The organism is Pseudomonas sp. UBA7530, assembly GCF_002479365.1.
In the GTDB taxonomy this organism is placed as follows: Bacteria; Pseudomonadota; Gammaproteobacteria; order Pseudomonadales; family Pseudomonadaceae; genus Aquipseudomonas.
Genome location: NZ_DLMS01000003.1, coordinates 357749 through 375378 on the forward strand (window position 1 = coordinate 357749; position 17630 = coordinate 375378).

Annotated in this window: 12 protein-coding genes; 2 read left to right on the forward strand and 10 right to left on the reverse strand. The window is 64.2% G+C overall.

Translation table 11 applies throughout. The annotated features are described in order from the left end of the window. The first annotated feature begins 64 nt into the window (after positions 1-64). Positions 65-1783: a hypothetical protein gene (locus tag B2U07_RS07695; RefSeq protein ID WP_275545922.1), complete on the forward strand. Its 1719-nt coding sequence runs from the start codon at positions 65-67 to the stop codon at positions 1781-1783. An 8-nt stretch (positions 1784-1791) separates the two neighbouring features. Here the strand turns inward: B2U07_RS07695 and B2U07_RS07700 are convergent, their stop codons facing one another. The 9 genes from B2U07_RS07700 to B2U07_RS07740 form a co-directional block, all read right to left on the reverse strand. Then, positions 1792-4503 (reverse strand): DEAD/DEAH box helicase, encoded by a 2712-nt coding sequence (locus tag B2U07_RS07700; RefSeq protein ID WP_296276695.1) that lies wholly within the window; start codon positions 4501-4503, stop codon positions 1792-1794. Then, complete coding sequence (locus B2U07_RS07705; protein WP_197856294.1) at positions 4503-5189, reverse strand: phospholipase D-like domain-containing protein; 687 nt, start codon at positions 5187-5189, stop codon at positions 4503-4505. The genes B2U07_RS07700 and B2U07_RS07705 overlap by 1 nt, the downstream gene beginning before the upstream one ends. A 15-nt stretch (positions 5190-5204) precedes the next feature. Continuing rightward, positions 5205-5753: a rhomboid family intramembrane serine protease gene (locus B2U07_RS07710; RefSeq protein ID WP_296276698.1), complete on the reverse strand. Its 549-nt coding sequence runs from the start codon at positions 5751-5753 to the stop codon at positions 5205-5207. Continuing rightward, positions 5750-10990 (reverse strand): DNA repair ATPase, encoded by a 5241-nt coding sequence (locus tag B2U07_RS07715; protein ID WP_296276700.1) that lies wholly within the window; start codon positions 10988-10990, stop codon positions 5750-5752. Before B2U07_RS07715 ends, B2U07_RS07710 begins: the two co-directional genes overlap by 4 nt. Positions 10991-11132: 142 nt before the next feature. Next, positions 11133-11372 (reverse strand): hypothetical protein, encoded by a 240-nt coding sequence (locus B2U07_RS07720; protein WP_275545927.1) that lies wholly within the window; start codon positions 11370-11372, stop codon positions 11133-11135. Positions 11373-11440: 68 nt separating this feature from the next. After that, positions 11441-13486 (reverse strand): flotillin family protein, encoded by a 2046-nt coding sequence (locus tag B2U07_RS07725; RefSeq protein ID WP_275545928.1) that lies wholly within the window; start codon positions 13484-13486, stop codon positions 11441-11443. Between the two features lie 83 nt (positions 13487-13569). Continuing rightward, positions 13570-14208, reverse strand: coding sequence for an OB-fold-containig protein (locus B2U07_RS07730; RefSeq protein ID WP_275545929.1), 639 nt, complete (start codon positions 14206-14208; stop codon positions 13570-13572). 50 nt (positions 14209-14258) lie between these two features. Then, the gene (locus B2U07_RS07735) at positions 14259-14954 is read right to left on the reverse strand and encodes a PspA/IM30 family protein (RefSeq protein WP_197856299.1); all 696 of its coding nucleotides are present in this window, start codon (positions 14952-14954) and stop codon (positions 14259-14261) included. A 14-nt stretch (positions 14955-14968) separates the two neighbouring features. Further along, positions 14969-15589, reverse strand: a complete 621-nt coding sequence (locus B2U07_RS07740) for a YjfI family protein (protein ID WP_275545930.1) — start codon at positions 15587-15589, stop codon at positions 14969-14971. Positions 15590-15883: 294 nt separating this feature from the next. Here B2U07_RS07740 and B2U07_RS07745 point away from each other — a divergent pair, with 294 nt between their 5' ends. Continuing rightward, a complete protein-coding gene (locus B2U07_RS07745; protein ID WP_275545931.1) occupies positions 15884-16135 on the forward strand; it encodes a hypothetical protein in 252 nt (83 codons plus the stop codon). A 46-nt stretch (positions 16136-16181) separates the two neighbouring features. Here the strand turns inward: B2U07_RS07745 and thrC are convergent, their stop codons facing one another. After that, entirely contained in the window at positions 16182-17591 is a 1410-nt protein-coding gene (gene thrC, locus B2U07_RS07750) for a threonine synthase (RefSeq protein ID WP_275545932.1), read from the reverse strand. Between the last annotated feature and the right edge of the window lie 39 nt (positions 17592-17630).

Below are 17630 nucleotides of genomic sequence, written 5' to 3' on the forward strand. Positions count from 1 at the left end.
AAAGCGCTACGCCGGGCCGTTCATGACGGATGCCCCAAGGGAAAGCGTGCCACAAGGAGGTTTCATGGAAGTTTTCGCGATTCTTTTAGTCGCGTCGATATTGGCGATCATCGTCGGCGCCGTGCTGGCGTCGCCAGCAGATGGAGGACCAGAGCCTCGCCTGGCCATTGTCGGAACCCCTGCGCAACTGACGCTGACCGAGGTCGCCCAGGTCAACCGCATCGCCATGCTGCGCATGCTCGCGCCGGAGCTGGCGCTGCAACTGGCCGCACGCCTAGAGGGCGACGCCTGGCAGGTCGTCAACGCCCCTCTTTATGCAACGCTCTGGCACCTGCATCGACGGGATGAGGCACAGGCGCTGCGTTCGCGCCTGGACAGCCATCACCGCCAGCAGGCATTGATCACGCTACTTCAGGAGCTGGTCGACGCCGGGCGAGCCGGAGAGGCCGTCGCCGTGCTTGAGCAGCTCGGCGAGGAACTGCCAGAGGAGCCGCTATTGCGCGCGAGCCTGCTGGCCGCTCAAGGTAAATCGGACGAGGCCCGTGAAACCCTGGAAGACCTGCTTGGCAGCGGGCAACTTTCCGAACTGCAATGGCTGGATCTCGCTCGCCAGCAACGCGAACAGGGCGATCGTGAGGGGGCCCGCCGCAGTCTGGAACAGTTCTGGACGCTCAAACAAAGCGCCGATGCGCAGAACATGCTGGGTCTGGACCTGTACGCAGGCGAGCTGGCTCGCCTGGGCGATATCCAGCGCCTGCTGGAAAGCGCCGCGACGCTCAGGCTTGAGCGCGACAATCCGTTCATTGCCGCGCTGATCGAAGCCGGCCTATTCGAGCAGGCCATCGAGCAGATCGAACGCCTCGATATTCTGTGGCGCAGCGCCCCCTACGAACTACTGCTCGATACGCTGCTGCAGCGCGGCTACCTGCAGGAGGCCGAAGAACTCATCGCCGCGGCGGATGAGAGCGTGCAAGAACGGCTGCTTCTACGTCTGCTCAGATGGCGTTTCGATCACGGCAAGGCCGACGGCGTGCAACAGGATATTGAGCGGATGGCGCGCCACGAAGCCCTGCGCATCGATCTATGCCTGTCACTCTGGAAGCTCTATCGGCAGAGCCACGCCGAAGCCGCCGCCTGCCTGCTCGACCAGGCCGAGCAGCGCGTCGAAGCCCTGCCTGACGGAGAGGAACGTGACCAGCTGCGCCTGTTCGTGATCGAGTCGCGACTGGAGATTCAGCTCAGCCAGCCCGAGCGCCAGCGCAACAGCTACGAGCTGCGCCGGGCGCTGGAGGAAATGCAGCGTCTTACCGACCGCCAACCGATGTACAACCAGATGCTCAACCTCAAGCAACGCGCTCTGCTGCTACAGCGCCTGGGGCGCCTGGACGACGCGCACGCTCTACTGAATGCCGTGCATCTCAAGCTGCAAAATGTCGAACTGAACGAGGCGCTGGATGAATACGACCTGGCCCTGTTGCAGGAGGGTCTGGCCATTGCCTACCTGCGACTCGGTCGTCTTGAGCAAGCGCTCGCACTGCGTGCCAACATCCAAACCGATCACAGCGTTGCATCGGAATGGCTGCAAGTGCTGGTCGAGCAGGATCACCTCGAGCATGCAGTGGAACATCTGAGCTACATGGACCTGCTCGACGCAGAGCAGGCACTCGACAAGCTGCTGACGAAACTGCAGGAAACCGAGGATGAAGTGGCCATCGCGCTGAATCACCGACTGCTCGACAGACTCACGAGCGATGACTTCTGGCCGCGCCCCGCGGCTGCTTGAAGCACCCGTCAGAGGCGCGCCAGTATCGCCTCCAACACCTGCTGCGGCGCCTCGTGCCAGAGGCCGTAGCTCAGCGGCAGGGTTTCCAGGCCGGCGCGCGTCAGTACCAGATAGCGCTCCAGCTCGAGGAAGCCCTCGCCCTGCCCCGGAAAGCCGATCAGGTCGATGGCCAGGCATTTGTCGCCACGGCGGCAGAACAGATCCAGCACCTGGCCAGCCAGCGGATAGTGATTCCAGACGCTGACGCCCTGGGCCTGCAGTGCTTCGCACAGGGTCTGCCGCGCCGCGTCGGTGGCGCCGGGCTGCCAGAGCGCGCCGGGCTTTTCGAGGTACTCCAGATAACGACGTAGCAGGTGCGTGGCCGGCAACTGGCGCTCGTCGCCGCTGAATAGCAGCACCTGTCGCTCACGGGCCCGGGTGATGGCGACGTTGAACAGGTCGGCACGGTTCAGGTAGGCCGCAGCCTGACTCGACTCTCTATCGATGGCGAAACTGAGGATCATCAGGTCGCGCTCCTCACCCTGGAAGCCGTAGGGCGTATCCACCAGCAGGCGGAACTCGCGCAACTGCTCCAGCGGCAGGGTTTCGCCGATGCGCGCGCGGATGCGTTCGACCTGATCACGAAACGGCGACAGCACGCCGATGCTGGGCTTGAGCGGGCTGCTCTGGTACTCGGCCAGATACGCCGTGATCAGCGCCAGTACGCGCTCCACTTCCGCCTCGTTGACCCCATTACGCCCGCGCTGCCCTTCGATACGCAGCAGTTGCAGGCTGTCGCAGGCCTCAGCACCAGGACGCTCCTTCATCACTCGCAGGCGCTGGTCGTAGAACAGCTCGTTACTGAAGCGAATCAGCGCCGGGCGGCTGCGAAAGTGCTCGTCAAGAAACACCACGGCCTCCTGGCTGGCCAGTTGCAGGCCGACCAGATCCAGCACGCTGTTGTCTCGGTAGCTCCAGGCCTCGCGCTCCTCGGCCTGCAGGCCGGCGCGCTGCAGCAGTTGCGTTTCGCGTACGCGGGAAAGGAAGGAGATGTGCCACAGCTGACGTGCGTCGCCGGTCACCACGGCGCGTTTGCAGCGCTGGAAGGCCGGCAGCGCCGAAGCGATGTCGCACTGGGTCGCCTCGTCCATCACCATTACGTCGAACAGTTCCGGGCGCAGCGGCAACAGCCGGTGCAGCTCGTCCAGCGTCACCACCCAGATCGGGAAGGCAGCGAGCAGGCGCGCCGGGTCGATATCCTCGAACAGGGCCAGTTGGCGCTGCGAATTACGCGCGCGGATGGCCTGGTTGTAGCGCACGAACAGCCCACGGTCGGTCATCAACAGGCGCTTGAGCGCCAGGCTGCGATGGCTGTTGAGGTGCTCGCGACTGAGCAGTTGGCGGCGCCGCTGGCTGTCGCGCAGTTCGTCCAGCAGGGCCCAGGGGCGCACGCTGGCGCCAACCCGTTTGCGCACCCAGGGCACCTGCAGCCAGCGTTGCCAGAAGGCCAGGCTGCCGCGCTCGGCACGCAACAGCAGGCGACTCCAGCGCACGGCCTGTTCGCAGCGCTTGCGGAAGTCTGTCGAGAGGCGCCGCTCGGCCTGGGTCAGCACCTCCAGTTCGCTGCGCTGACGCGCCTCGAGCTGCTCGGAGACCTCCGGAATCTCGCCCTGCAGCATGCGCTGCAAGCGTTCGCGCAGGGCCTGGCGCAGGCTCTGGCCATCGCCTTCGAGCACGCCGTCGCGCAGGCCGAAATCCTCGCGCAGCTTGTGCGCGATGACCCGCACCGCCTGTACGCTGCGGCTGACCAGCAGCACGCTCTCGCCCTGCAGGTAGCGATCCAGCGCAAGGGCCGCCAGGCTGTAGCTCTTGCCGGTACCGGGCGGGCCGGAAACCTGGCTCAGCGGATAGCGCGCGGCATTGGCCAACGCCCGGCATTGGGCCGCGCTGAGTTGCGCCGGCAGGCGCTGCGGCGCGCTGATGGAGCCCGTGGACTGCAAGGCAGGCACTTCACCGAGTAGCTGCAACAAGGCGGGCGAAAGCTGCTCGGCCTCCTGCAGCAGCTGCAGCTCATGGGCGATACCGCGACTGCCGCTGCCGCGCGGCACCAGGGCGACGAAGGCGCCGGCCTGTAGCGACAGGCTGCGACGACGCTGAGCCTTGGCCAAGGTCTCGGCATCTGCCAGCTGCGGGAACCCCGCCGCCTCACTGACTTCGCCCACTTGCGTGTTGCGCGCTACCCAGGCCAGCAATTGCCCCAGGGAGGCGGCGTCCAGCGTGCCGGTCGGCAGCGGCAGCCCGTCGAGGCTGTCATTGCTGCCCTCATCGAACACACGGCGCAGCAAGCGCCAGTTAGCTCGCACCTGCTGCGGATCGATGGCAAGCAGCTGACTCTGGCCGTCGGCCGTCGCCTGCAGGCTGGCCTCGTAATAGAACAGCGGCCCGCAGATCACCTGCGAGGCGCCGCTATCGAGTTGCAGGCGACCGCAGATCGGCAGCACGCCGTAGATCAGTTGCAGTTCGCGTTGATACAGCGCCTGCGCCTCGGCCAGGCTGCGGCCCAACTCGGCGGACAATGGCAACAGCGGTATGCCGCCGCTGGCCAGCTCCTCGCGCCCATCGAGCCAGGCCCAGCGGCTGGCGGGAAGCTTGCTCAGGTTGTCCAGATCCAGGTCGCGGCTGTCGGCCAGGTAGCAGCTGCGATAGAAGCCGAGCAGTTGGCGGGCGTGAGGATGATCCATCAGTTACCTGCGTAACGGGCCCAGAGCTTGTCGAACTCGCGCCGGTATTCGGCCACCAGATGCGGGTCGTCGGTCACCAGCAGGTTTTCCTCGTTGCTGGTGGTGGCGCTGCGCGTCCAGTTGAAGCTGCCGTTGAGCAGCAGACGGCCATCGAACAGGGCGAACTTGTGGTGCATGTGGAATGGCCCGGCGTCGATGCGCAGTGGCACGCCCTTGTCCTTGAGCCATTGGATGTCGCTGCCGGCATCGAACTGTTTTTCATTGTCGCTGATCACCCGCACGGCGACGCCACGCGCGTGACAGGCGAGCACCTCCTCGCTGAGCTGATCGTCGGAGATGGTGTAGACGCAGATGTCCACGCTGACGCGCGCCTGGCGGCACAGGTCGCGGATGCGCTGGCGGCAACTCTCGCCGGGGCTGAAATGCGCACTGCTGTGATCACGCACCGGCGAACAGCGCACTTCCAGGGTCTTGATCACCTGCTCCAGCCACTTCAGCGCCTGCAGCGCGTCCTCGGGGCTCAGGATCAGCTCACGCACCAGCGCGAAGGCGCGGTTGCGCATGAAGCGCACCTGATCCGGGCTGAGGTCGTTGCCCAGCTCACGCAGCTCATCGCGCTCCTCGTTGCTCAGGCGCAGATCGGCGAGGCTGTCGCGCAGGGTTTGGTCGAGTCGGTTGAAATCCATGCAGATTCCCTTGCGTCATTGATTACGGCGGCGGCTCAGGGCGGCGTAAAGCACACCGCAAAAAGCCCCCGCCAAGTGGTATTCGAAGGAAACACTGGCACGCGGCAGCAGGCCGAAGAACCAGCCGCCATAGAGGAAGAACACCAGTGCCGCCAGCAACAGGTCGAGCAGGCTGCGCTCGAACCAGGCCCGCGCCAGCAGCAGTCCCCAGAAGCCGAACAGCCAGCCGCTGGCGCCAACGTGCAGACCGGTGCGGCCGAACAGCCAGACCAGAACTCCGCTGCCGATGATGATGAAGGCGCTGGCGAAGAAGAAATCGCGCCGTGAGCGCAGCAGCACCAAGCTGCCGAGCACCAACAGACCGCTGAGGTTGCTGAGCAGATGCGCCCAACTGCCATGCAGCCAGGGCGCGAGGAGGATGCCGGGCAGCGCCTCGATATGCCGGGGCACCAGGCCCCAGAGATTCAAGGCGCCGCCCAGGGCGCCATTGACCACTTGCACCAGCAGCATCGCACCGCTGATCACGATCAGCGGGCGAAGCTCGATCAGCCAGCCTCGCCTCACGGCGCCTCGTCGTCCGCGGCATCGCTGCGCCGCTCATGGCCGAGCAACGTGCCGAGGTCACGCAGTTGGGTGGAGATTTCCAACATGCGGTTGTGGGTGCGCAAATCGATGTCGATCTTCTTGTCCATCGCCTTGATCAGCGGCAGAAAGCTGTTTTCCAGGCTATCGGCCAGGCTTTCGAGCAATTTTTGCGTGCCCGGCTGCGGCGGCGCAACCACCTCCACCTGCGGGCGCAGCTCGCCAAGCTTGTCCAGCCCAGCCAGCAACTGTTCCCAGGGAATGCTCGGCGCCTCACTGGCCGGCTTACCGCCGGCCCCCAGGCCGCGAACACTCTCGACCAGGTCGTTGAGCTGCGCCACCACGCGACCACCGACATCGCTGTCGCTGCCGCCCATGGCCTTGTTGCGCATGAAGTCGCGCTTGATCTGCGTCCAGCGCTCGGCCTGCTCGGGCGTCTGGTTGCCGCGCAGCTCGGCGAGTTTGAGCAGGTTCTCCTCGGCGCCGGTGGTGAGCAGCTGCGACTCGCCCTGGTAGTGGTCAGCGATCAGTTGCAGCAGCTCGGCATCGTTCATCACCGAGCTGATCTTCTCGGCCATCTTGTTCATATTGCGGTAGCTGCCCTGCAGCTTGAACGGCGGCTCGGTACGGTAGCTGTCGGCCTGCGCGGCGCTGACGATGTACTGCTGGTTGACCCGGCCGACCACATCGCGCACCTGCATCAGGCGTTGCAGGGTCGAGGAAATCTCGTTGATCTCGGCGGCGCTGTAGGTATGGCTCAGCTCGTTGGCCGAGAACGGCTTGCCCTCGGCCTTAGCGACGAAGCGGTAGACGTCAGCCATGTCGCGGGTGGCCAGCGGCGCCAGCACCGGGTTGGAGGTCAGGCTGTTCTCGATATAGCTCAGCGCGAAGGCTTCCTGCATGCCGCCCAGGGTGTCGCCGAGGTTGTAGATGTCGGCGCGGTTGGCGAGCATGTCGGGAATCTTGAACACGTCGCCGGACTCGGTGTACGGGTTGCCGCTCATCACCACACAGAACTTCTTGCCGCGCATGTCGTAGGTCTTGGTCTTGCCCTTCCACACGCCTTCGATGCGCCGCGTGCCGTCGCACAGCGAGATGAACTTCTGCAGGAACTCGGGATGCGTGTGCTGAATGTCGTCGACATAGAGCATCACGTTGTTGCCCATTTCCAGCGCCAGGTTGAGCTTCTCCAGCTCCTGGCGCGAGGTGGCGTCCGGCGCCTGCGCCGGGTCGATGGAGCGCACCTCGTGACCCAGCGCCGGGCCGTTGACCTTCATGAAGATCAGGCCCAGGCGGTGCGCCACGTATTCCATCAGCGTGGTCTTGCCGTAGCCGGGCGGCGAGATGAGCATCAGCAGGCCCATCAGGTCGGTGCGCTTGTTCTCGCCAGCGGTACCCATCTGCTTGGCAAGGTTGTCGCCGATAAAGCCCAGGTAAACGTCGTTGATCAGCTTGTTACGCACGAAGGACGACAACGGCCGCGGCTTGAATTCGCTCAGGCGCAGCGCGTCGCGCTCGCGGTTGATGACCTCCTGGCGCAGCGCCTGGTAGCGCTGCAGCTGCGGCACGAAGTGATCGAGGTGCTGCTGCAGGCGCGCGAAGTAATCATCGATGGCCAACAGCAGCGTGCCGTTCTGCACACGCGGATGATCGCCAAGCAGGCCGCTGACGGTAAAACGCAGATCGACCTCGGTGAAACGCCGCGTAAATTCTTCGTCCAGAAGGCTGACGGCGATCGCTTCGGGCACGTAGTCGGCCAGCTCGGCCATGGCGGCGTCCTGCGCGCACAGGCCGTCGAACCAGGTCTGCGCCAGCGACCAGCGCTGCACCGGGCGGCCACGCAGGTTGTCCAGCGCAGCGCGGTAGTCGTCCCAGACATGGCTGGCCTGCATGCGCTGCTGCAGGGTGTCGAGCAGTTGCCGGGCGTACTTGCTGAAGCTGAACTCGATCGGCTTGGCCGCCAGTTCCTCGACCAGATAGGCCGCAGCCGCCTGGCGCTGTGCGGCGTCGACCGGCAGCGGATGCTGGGCGAGAAAGCGCTGCATGGCCGCATCGATCTCTTCGCGCAGACGTTGCACGCCGCCGTCGCTGCCGAACAACTGGCGCAGGTGCAGGCTGCTGCGCGCCCGCTCCGGCCACAGCTCGGCCTCGATGTCTTGCCCCCAGCGATTCCAGAACAGCGCAGCAAAGCCCCGCGCCGCCGGCGCGTAACGCAGCAGCCCGGCGCTTTCGCGCAGCGGCAGCAACTGGCTGAGGATCAGCGCCGCATCGTGGTCGTGGATACCCTTCTCGTAGGCATCCTTGTAGCGCGGCGCGGCGAAGTCGCGAATCAAGCGGGTCAGGGTTTCCGGCTGCGCCAGGTGGGTCTTGAGCAGATCGAGGGTGAGGCCTTCACGGCCGCCCACGGCGGCGTCGAGCACCAGGCCGGCGAGGTATTCGGCGCGGTATAGCGAGGGCGACTCGGACTCCAGCGACACCTGCCAGAAGTCGCGCAAGCCTTCCAGCGTCTCGTCGCGCAGCGGTTCGAGGAAATCGGTGCCGGTCAGATGCAGGTACAGCGCATCACCGCGCGGCATCAGGGTCAGGTCGAGTTCCTGGGTGTTGACGCTGAAGCGGTGGCGCGGGCCGAGCTTGATGACGTTGCCGCCCTCTTCGAACAGCTCGCTCTTGTCACGCAGGGCGCGCACCGCCTGGTCGCGCGCTGCCTTCAGGCGCGCCTCTACATCATCGGCCTTGACGCTATCCTTCAGCTCGCGCAGGCGCTCGGCCATTTCGCGCAGCTTGAGAATCAATGGGTCGGCGGCGAAGAAGGCGTTGAGCTCCTCCATCTGGGTCAGCCGCGCGGTGCGCCGGCCCAGGCTGTCCAAGATGCGCTGGGCGGCGTCGAGCACGCCCTGGGCGCGGCGCTGGCGGTCGTCGAGCAGGCTCTGCTTGTGCGACTCGAAGGTCTCCAGCAGTTCCTCGCGCTTGCCGAGGATGTCGCTGAGGAACTCTTCGTGATCGCCGAACTGGCTTTCCAATTCTTCGAGCTGCACCAGCAGGCGCGACAGCTGCTCGTCGCATTTCTCCGGGTCCTGGGCTAGTGCCAGGGCGTTGGTGATGCCCTGGCTGAACAGTTTGAACTGGGCGCCGAACTGCGCCACGGTCTCGGCCGAGCCCAGACCCTTGCGCCGCTGTTCGGCACGCGCCTTGGCCTGATTGAGGTGGGCGTAGACCTCGGAAATCGACTCGACGATGGCGGTACGCTGGGTGGCATCATCGATCTTCAGCGACGCCATCAGGCTGGAGAGCATGTCGAGGTTGCCGGCCATTTCCTGCATCTCGACCAGCGGCTCGTTCAGCTGGGTGACGCTCTCGGCCTTCTGCGCCAGGCCGTCCAGCTCACCCAGGCGCTGCACATAGGGCTGCAACGCAGCGTCGCTGGCGAGGAAGGCGGAGGTGGCCGTGGCCACGCGCTCCTGGGCTTCGAGCAGTTCGGCTTCCATGGCGTCGATGCGCGCCACGTCGATGTAGCGGTAATCGCGGATGGTCAGCAACTGGCCGCGCTGCGCGGTGATGGCGCCCAGCGCCTCGACGAAGTGCTGCACCTCGTCAAAGCTGTCGACCAGCAGGCCGGAGAGCAGGCTCTTCTGCTGCGTCTCGGCCTCGGCCATGGCGCGGGCAGACTGCTGGCGGATGCTCTCGACCTTCTCGAATTCGTCGAGCACCAGCTCGCCGGTGGCACCGATTTCACGCAGCAGCGGCGCCAGCTCGGCACACTGGGCATCGCCCAGCCAGTGGTAGACGTCGAACAGACGACGGGTGTTCTGGCATAGCTGGGTGTAGCGCGCCACCGACACTTCGCGGCTGTCGATCTCGCGGCTGAGATTGAGCAGGTCGGACACGCCACGCACCAATTCGGCATTGCCGATACGCCCGAAGAAGCCGCTGCGCGCCGGCTGACGGGCGGCGTAATCGTCACTCTCGAACGGTGTCTGCCAGATCTGCATGGGGTGGATGCGGGTCGGCTCGCTGCCCTCGGCAGAGAAGATCACCATGCGCCCGTCTTCCAGGCGCGCGTAACCGTGACCGAAGATCGGGTTATGCAGTTGGCGGTTGATCATGTTGTAGGTGAACAGCGCCGAGCGGCCTTCTTCCGGGTGGTAGAAGATGTACTGCACATCCTCGCCGTTGGGCGAGCGCACCGAGCGCTTGAAGCGCATGCCGCCCATGGGCTGTTCGAAGGTCTTGTATTCGCCGCTCTGCAGGTAATAGCCGCCGGGGAAGATGATGCCGTGGTCTTCCGGCAACTGCACGCAGGCCAGGCCGATGGCGTCGATGCGCTCGACCTGGTTGGTCAGGCTGTTGAACACCAGGTAGCGCCACTGCTCCTCGCGGTACGGCAGGATCTTCAGCAGGATCAGGCTGCCCAGGCGGGCGTATTCGATCTGCGCATCATCCAGCGACTGGGTCTTGTCCACCACCGCTTCGCGGTAGATGCCCAGGCCGTCCTGGGTGTTGTTCTCGACCTTGATGGTGAGGTCGCCACCGATAGTCTCGACGAACACGGTGTCGAGGATGTTCATGTGCGGATGACGGCCGCTGACCACCATTTCACGCGAGGTCTTCTGCCACTCGAAGTCGAACGGCGCCGGCAGCGCGATATCGCGCTCGCCGCGGTTGTCGATGTAGCGGACGTCCTTGCCGTCCGTGGAGATCGACCAGCGGAACACGCGGATGTCGCTGATCCGCTCGCCGATCTGGAAGCTCGCCAGCAGCTTGCCGTCGCGGATGGCCAGCTGCAGCAGGCGGGTGTTCTTGTAGTAGGTGTACAGCTCGTTGAAGTCGGCGATGAAACTGGCCTGGGCCAGGAAGCTACCGTCCAGAGGCACCGACTCGGCCTCAAAGCCTTCGCCACCCTCGACCAGGCGGTAGAGAGAGAATACGTCAGCGACGCTGGTTTCCTTCTTCAGGCCGATGAACACGTTGTAACCGAACAGCAGGCACTCACCGACCTGGACGATATCGCGGGCGATGCAGTTGTTCTCGGTGCGGATGCGTACCCGACCGATGGCTTCCATATGGCTGCTGCCAAACTCGGCCAGACGCTGGCCATTGAGCGCTTCGGTCAGCCCGCGCAGGCGCTGCCCCTGCTCCTGCAGGCGCTTGTGCAGCACCTCGTAGGCGCCGCCTTCGGCGACGGCCTTGTCCAATACGTCCTGTGTTTGTGCGTCCGACATCGTGTTCTTCCTGGATAGGCGGCCTTCAGCCCCGCGCCTGTTCAGCCAGGCAAGGGGACTGGGAATGCGGGTGGCGCTTGCGCGGCGAAGATCAGGCCGCGGCAATCTGGTGTGCGGCGGATGGGCGACCCCACCCGGCAAGTCAGGCGCCGATCTTCTTCTCGACGATGGCGATCTTGTCGCGCAGCGCCGCGTCGATCTCTTCGGGGCGAACGTGGGCAATGATCTTGCGCAGCACCCGTACTTCGTTGTCGTCGATCACGCCGTCGCGCTCGGCGATCTCCAGCAGGCTCTTGAGCTCCTGCGCGTCCAGACGACCATCGTTGCTGAAGCACTGGATCGAGCGGAAGGTCATCTCCAGATAGTCTCTTGACTCTGCCATCGCATATTCCCCGGTTGATCGAAAGGTAGATAGCGTGGGCGGCACTTCAGCCGCCCACGATTAAGGCCTCAGGCCTGCTCCGGGCCTGCGCTCGGCGCGTTCACCGGTGCGGCAGCGGCGGCTTTGCCGGCCAGCAGACGCGACAGCACGTCCTGCACCACCGGGCTCTTGCCGACCACGCCTTCGATGGCCTTGCCCACCGACAGCGACTTGGCGAAGGAGTTGAAGAAGTCGCCCTCGCCGCCGACGATCTCGATCTTCGCCTTGCCCAGCGCAGTGGCCAGCACCTCGGCCTGATCCTTGGCGATGTCCTTGTTGGCGGCGATGGCGGCCATGGCCTCCTCGAAGCTCTTCTCCAGCTGCATGCGGAACTCTTCGTGGGCACGGGCGTTGTCGCTGAGCGCATCCAGCGCGCCGAACTTCTTGCCCAGGCCTTCCGCCTCGGCGTTCAGACGCTCCAGCAGCACCTGCGCCTCGGCCATACCCAGGTCCTGGGTGGCCTTGGCCTTGGCGGTGCCGAGTTGCTCTTCGCCGCGCGCCTGGGCGCCCAGCTTCTCTTCCAGCACCTTGGCGTCGGCCAGGCCGTCTTTTTCCTTGGCGGCAGCCTGCGCTTCGGTGACACGCGCCAGCGCCAGACCTTTTTCCTGCTCGCCCTTGGCTTCGGCGATCAGGCGCTCGGCCTGTACGCGGGCTTCGGCCAGACCTTCCTTCTCTTTCGCTGCAGCGGTGACTTCACGCACACGCGCATCGGCCAGGCCAGGTGCGGCGCGCTCGGCTTCGATGCCTTCGGCCAGTTTCTTCTTGGCTTCGGCGCTCTTGGCGGCTGCTTCCAGCTCGGCCTGGGCCAGGGTGTTGATTTCCACGGCCTTGTGCTTGGAACGAGTCTCGTCGGCTTCGGCCTGCTTGACCTGGCGCACCAGCTCCTGCTCGGCCTCGGCCTGCGCATTGAGAACGGTGACCTGCTTGAGGCGCTCGGCCTCGGACACTTCACGCACTTCCTTGATGCGCTCTTCTTCCTGGGCCACGGTCTTCTCGACCGCCACGCGCTCGCGCACCACGGCGGCGATGTTCTTGCGCTCTTCTTCCAGCGCCTTTTCCTTCTCGATGCGCTGCAGCTCGACCTCGCGCTCGCGGGACACCACCTCCAGGTCCTTGGCACGGGTGACCTTCTCCACCTCGATGACCACGGCACGCTGGCGATTCTGCTGAGCCACTTCCACTTCGCGCTGGTGGTTTTCGGCGCGGATGTCCAGCTCCTGCTGGGTCTGGATGCGGGCCTGCTCGGCCTTCAGGCGCTCTTCCTCGCGTACCTTGAGGGTTTCCGCTTCCTCACGGGCACGGATGGTTTCGATCTCACGCTTCTGGCGCGCTTCGGCATCGGCCTGCTGGCGTTCCAGCGACAAGGTCGCTTCGCGTGTTTCGACGTTCTTCTTCTTGATCGCCAGCTCTTCGTTGCGCTCCAGTTCGTTGGTGATGACGTTCTGCGCGGCAGTCAGCTCGGTAATCTTGCGGATACCTTCGGCGTCGAGAATGTTGCTCGGGTCCAGCGACGCCTTGGAGGTTTGCTCCAGGTAGTCGATGGCCACGTCTTCCAGCACGTAACCGTTCAGGTCGTTGCCGATCACTTCGACGATGCGATCACGGAAGTCCTGACGATTCTCGAACAGCTCGACGAAATCGAACTGCTTGCCCACGGTCTTCAGGGCTTCGGAGAACTTGGCGTTGAACAGTTCGTTGACCGCAGCACGATCGGAGGCACGATCCACACCGATGGCCTTGGCCACCTTGAGCACGTCCTCCTGGGTCTCGTTGACGCGCAGGTAGAAGGCCACGGTGATGTCGGCGCGCATGTTGTCGCGGCAGATCAGCCCGTCCTTGGCGCGGCGGTCGACTTCCAGGGTGATCAGGGAGATCTTCATGAATTCCTTGAGGTGGATCACCGGGTACACCAGGGAGCCGGTGAAGTGCACCTTGGGCGTCGAGCTCATGTCGTTGACGATCAGCGCGGTGCCCTGCGGAACCTTGATGTAGAAGGCCTTGAACAGAGCGATCAAGGCGATCACGAAGAGGACGACCAGCCCCGCCCCGACGATGAAGGGAATGAAGTTTTCCATTACAGCTTTACTCCTTTGCTAATTGTGCAGGCAGGTTTGGCGATGCCTTACCCTGCCAGTCGTCTGTTACGTAGCGATTGTGGCTAGACGCCGCGAAACTCTTCTTCGGTAATGACGCGGTAGGCGTGTTCGGCAGCCAGGTATTCCAGCAGCACCACACGGTCGCCACGCTTGAAACCCAGCGCCTCATCGGCGCGTACGCGCAGAATCAGCCCGGCGCCGCCGTCCTCCAGAACCGCCTCGCCATGGCGGGCAGTGACGCGACCGCTGCGCACCACCGCCACTTGCCCCAGCACCGACTTGCTGCTGATCGCCTCGACCTTGTGAAACAGCGGCCGTAGTGGCCGGCAGATCGCCGCGCACAACGGCGCCGCCACGACGAAGGCGCCGGCGATGATCACCAGCCCCAACGGGTAGCGCAGAATGCCCAGCGGCAGATGGCGCAGCAGCCACAGCTCGATGAAATAGCAGATGAACCAGCCGAAGAAGAACAGCAGCGTCAGCACCAGGGTCACTGGCACGCCGTCGAGCTTGAGTTTGTAGAGCAGGCCGGCAAGGCCTTCGGTCTGGCCGCCTTCCATGACCGAATCGGCTTCGATGTCGAGCAGGTCGACTTCGAGCAGGCCGGCGGCGACGACGAGCCAATAGATGACCGCCACGCACAGCAGGAAGCTGTAGATGGCGGTGGGGAATGACAGCGCTGTCTGCAGGAAGAGTTCCATTTTTTCCTTTCCCTAAGGTAGGGAAACGGGGCGCGAACGCCCCGCACCATTCAAGCCTTGGACTTGTCCTTCAGGCGCGCCAGCACGCTGTCGGCGCTGGCGTTGTCGGCCTTGATGCCGGCCGCACGCAGCTTGGCTTCCAGCGAATCGTCCGGCGCGCTGGTGGCTGCCAGCTCGGCCGAGGCCTCCATCTTCGCCGCGCGCTCGGCCTGTTTCTGCTTGATGCGTTCGAGCGACTCGACCGCTGTCTGCAGCTTGGCCTGCGAGCCGCCATAGCGCTGGGCTACGGCCATCTGCGCCTTCTGCACGCTCTCGGTGGCCTTGACCGTATCCACCTGCTGCTTGAGACGCTTGATATTGCCCTCGGCCTGGGTCACGGCCTTGCGCAGTTGCGCCACGCTGGCAGCGAACCCTTCGGCCTGCTCGCGCTCGCTGGCCTGTTCGATTTCCAGGTTGGCGATCTTCTCGGCCACTTCCTTGGCCAGGGTCTCGTTGCCCGCTTCCAGCGCCTTGAGCGCGTACTGCTCGTACTCGGCAATGCTGGCCGCGCTCTTGCTCACCTTGTCGCTGGCCAGCTTGTGCTTGGCCATGATCTCGGCCAGCGCTTCCTTGGACTTACGCAGCTCGAGATCGGCGTCGCGGATTTCCTGATCGAGGATGCGCAGCGCCTGGCTGTCGACCACCGCTTCGCCCATTTCATTGGCACCGCCACGCAGCGCCGTCAGCAGTTTGCTCCAGACATTCATCGTCCTATCTCCTCTCAGGCGCCGGTCTTGAGGAAGCCTTCGTAGGCTTCGGTGGCCTTGATCACGTTGTCCGCCAGCAGCTCGATCTCGAACACCACGTCTGACAGGCTCGAGTAGGAACTCAGCGCACCGAACATGGTGTAGCAGTCGCGCCCGTCGACCATCTTCTCCAGGCCGATGGACGACAGCGGGAACAGCTTGTGGGTACGCAGCACTTCTTCGTTGAAGGCAGTGGCGTCGCGCACATCGCTCGCCGGCCAGAGCAGCGCTTCGACGATGATCTGCTCGCCGAACACGGCGATGAACAGCGGCAGGTCGCCGTATTCGCGCATGGTGATGTGCAGGCTGGCGTCGGCGCCCTGAATCAGCTCGATGCCGGCCTGGCCGCTTTGGAACAGTTCCGTTGCCGCCAGGGCTTCATGCAGCGCCTGGGCGGTCCAAACTTGAGGCATGTTCATACCCTCCTCCTTCTCCATCGAAGCCAGCAGTGACTGTGGCTGGCGCAGTTTGCGCTCGAACGCTACCAGCAGCGGCGCATGCTCGGGCAAGATCCAGACTTCCTTCTTCACCAAGCCCTGCTCGCGCAGGCGCTGACGATAAAGACGCTGGTAATGGGCTGATGATTTGCTATCCATGAGACGCAGCCTAGCCCCTTACATGTAAACCGTAAAGCAATTACATGTGATAAATGTGATGCCGTTCGTCAGATCGACGCGCACAGATCATCCTCGGCACGAAGCCGAAGAATGAAGAGAGGAATGGGAGAGATAGAGAGGGTAGGCACCAGGCTCATCCATGATTCGGGCAAAACGCTTCCATTCGCGAGGTGTCGAATTAAACCGCAGACGCTTCCGTTGCGCACGGAGAAAAGCGCGAACCGGGTCGCAGTTGTGACCCTGAACCCGTCAACCCGAGAGACAGGCAGCGCCATGAACGAACTACCACCCGCGGTACGCCAGCTCGTGCATGCCGGCCAACGCCAGGCCGCCATCGACCTGCTGAGTGAGTATCTGGCAAACGACCAGCAAGAGGCCGAACGCCGCATCAATCAGTACCTGGAGAACGACCCGCCGGTACATCTGCGTGGCGCTGGCGTGGTCCGCGCCAGTCGCCTCAACGCACTGATCTGGGTGACGCTGATCATCCTGATGGCGCTAGCCGGCCTGATTTTCGCTCTGTAAACAAAACCGGCGCCACGAGGGCGCCGGTTTTATCGAAGCGACAGCCTCAGAGCGGTTTGCCGCGATTGCCGTGAGCGGCAACGAACTGCTGCACGGTCTTCAGGTCATTGGCCAGCACCGTGCAACGCTCTTCACGCTGGAACAGGTCGGTCAGGTGCGCCGGCAACGCCGGAACCGCATCGATACCGGCCTTCTCCACCGCCTCGGGGAACTTGACCGGGTGCGCAGTGCCCAGCACCACCATTGGCGTGGCCAGACTGCGACGGCACTCACGCGCGGCGCGCACACCGATAGCGGTGTGCGGGTCGAGCAGCTCGCCGCACTCCTTGTACACCTCGGTGATGGTTTCGCAGGTCTGCTCGTCGTTCACCGCCAGCGAATCGAACAGCTTGCGCGCCTCGGTCCAGCGATCTTCCTCGACGCTGAAACCGCCGCCCTGCTTGAAGTTGTCCATCAGGCTGGCGATGGCAGCGCCGTTGCGGCCGTGCAGATCGAACAGCAGACGCTCGAAATTGGACGAGACCATGATGTCCATCGACGGCGACAGGGTCGGATGCAGGGTTTCCTTGACGTACTGATTGCCGCTCATGAAGCGGTGCAGGATGTCGTTGCGGTTGGTGGCGACGATCAACTGGCTGACCGGCAGGCCCATGTTGCGCGCCAGGTAGCCGGCGAAGATGTCGCCGAAGTTGCCGGTCGGCACCGAGAAAGCTACCGAACGCGCCGGCCCGCCGAGCTGCAGGGCTGCGTGGAAGTAGTAGACGATCTGGGCCATGATCCGCGCCCAGTTGATCGAGTTGACCGCCACCAGGCGCGTACCTTTCAGGAAACCCTGATCGGCGAAGCTGGCCTTGACCATCTCCTGGCAGTCGTCGAAGTTACCTTCGATGGCGATGTTGTGGATGTTCTCACCGAGGATGGTGGTCATCTGCCGGCGCTGCACTTCGGACACCCGGTTGTGCGGGTGCATGATGAAGATGTCGACGTTGTCGCAGGCCTTGCAGCCCTCGATAGCCGCCGAGCCGGTATCACCGGAGGTGGCACCCATGATCACCACGCGCTCGCCGCGCTTGGCCAGCACATGATCGAGCAGACGGCCGAGCAGCTGCAGGGCGAAGTCCTTGAACGCCAGGGTCGGGCCGTGGAACAGCTCCAGCACCCACTCATTGCCATTGAGCTGGCGCAGCGGCGCGACCGCGTTGTGCTCGAACACGCCGTAGGTTTCTTCGAGGATCTTCTTGAAATCGGCATCGGCGATGGAGCCGGCAACGAACGGGCGCATCACCCGAAAGGCCAGCTCGTGATACGGCAGCCCAGCCCAGGAAGCGATCTCCTCGACGGTGAAGCGCGGCAGATTTTCCGGCACGTAGAGGCCGCCATCGCTGGCCAGGCCAGCCAGCAGCACATCTTCGAAATTCAGGGCCGGCGCCTGGCCGCGAGTACTGATATAGCGCATGGGATAAACCTTCGTTCGACTGCACCCGCAGACCTGTGC

What these genes read in the sequence shown, in the direction of transcription:
- B2U07_RS07695 (WP_275545922.1), top strand. Translation starts at nt 65, where the DNA reads ATGGAAGTTTTCGCGATTCTTTTAGTCGCGTCGATATTGGCGATCATC.
- B2U07_RS07700 (WP_296276695.1), bottom strand. Translation starts at nt 4,503, where the DNA reads ATGGATCATCCTCACGCCCGCCAACTGCTCGGCTTCTATCGCAGCTGC.
- B2U07_RS07705 (WP_197856294.1), bottom strand. Translation starts at nt 5,189, where the DNA reads ATGGATTTCAACCGACTCGACCAAACCCTGCGCGACAGCCTCGCCGAT.
- B2U07_RS07715 (WP_296276700.1), bottom strand. Translation starts at nt 10,990, where the DNA reads ATGTCGGACGCACAAACACAGGACGTATTGGACAAGGCCGTCGCCGAA.
- B2U07_RS07720 (WP_275545927.1), bottom strand. Translation starts at nt 11,372, where the DNA reads ATGGCAGAGTCAAGAGACTATCTGGAGATGACCTTCCGCTCGATCCAG.
- B2U07_RS07725 (WP_275545928.1), bottom strand. Translation starts at nt 13,486, where the DNA reads ATGGAAAACTTCATTCCCTTCATCGTCGGGGCGGGGCTGGTCGTCCTC.
- B2U07_RS07730 (WP_275545929.1), bottom strand. Translation starts at nt 14,208, where the DNA reads ATGGAACTCTTCCTGCAGACAGCGCTGTCATTCCCCACCGCCATCTAC.
- B2U07_RS07735 (WP_197856299.1), bottom strand. Translation starts at nt 14,954, where the DNA reads ATGAATGTCTGGAGCAAACTGCTGACGGCGCTGCGTGGCGGTGCCAAT.
- B2U07_RS07740 (WP_275545930.1), bottom strand. Translation starts at nt 15,589, where the DNA reads ATGGATAGCAAATCATCAGCCCATTACCAGCGTCTTTATCGTCAGCGC.
- B2U07_RS07745 (WP_275545931.1), top strand. Translation starts at nt 15,884, where the DNA reads ATGAACGAACTACCACCCGCGGTACGCCAGCTCGTGCATGCCGGCCAA.
- thrC (WP_275545932.1), bottom strand. Translation starts at nt 17,591, where the DNA reads ATGCGCTATATCAGTACTCGCGGCCAGGCGCCGGCCCTGAATTTCGAA.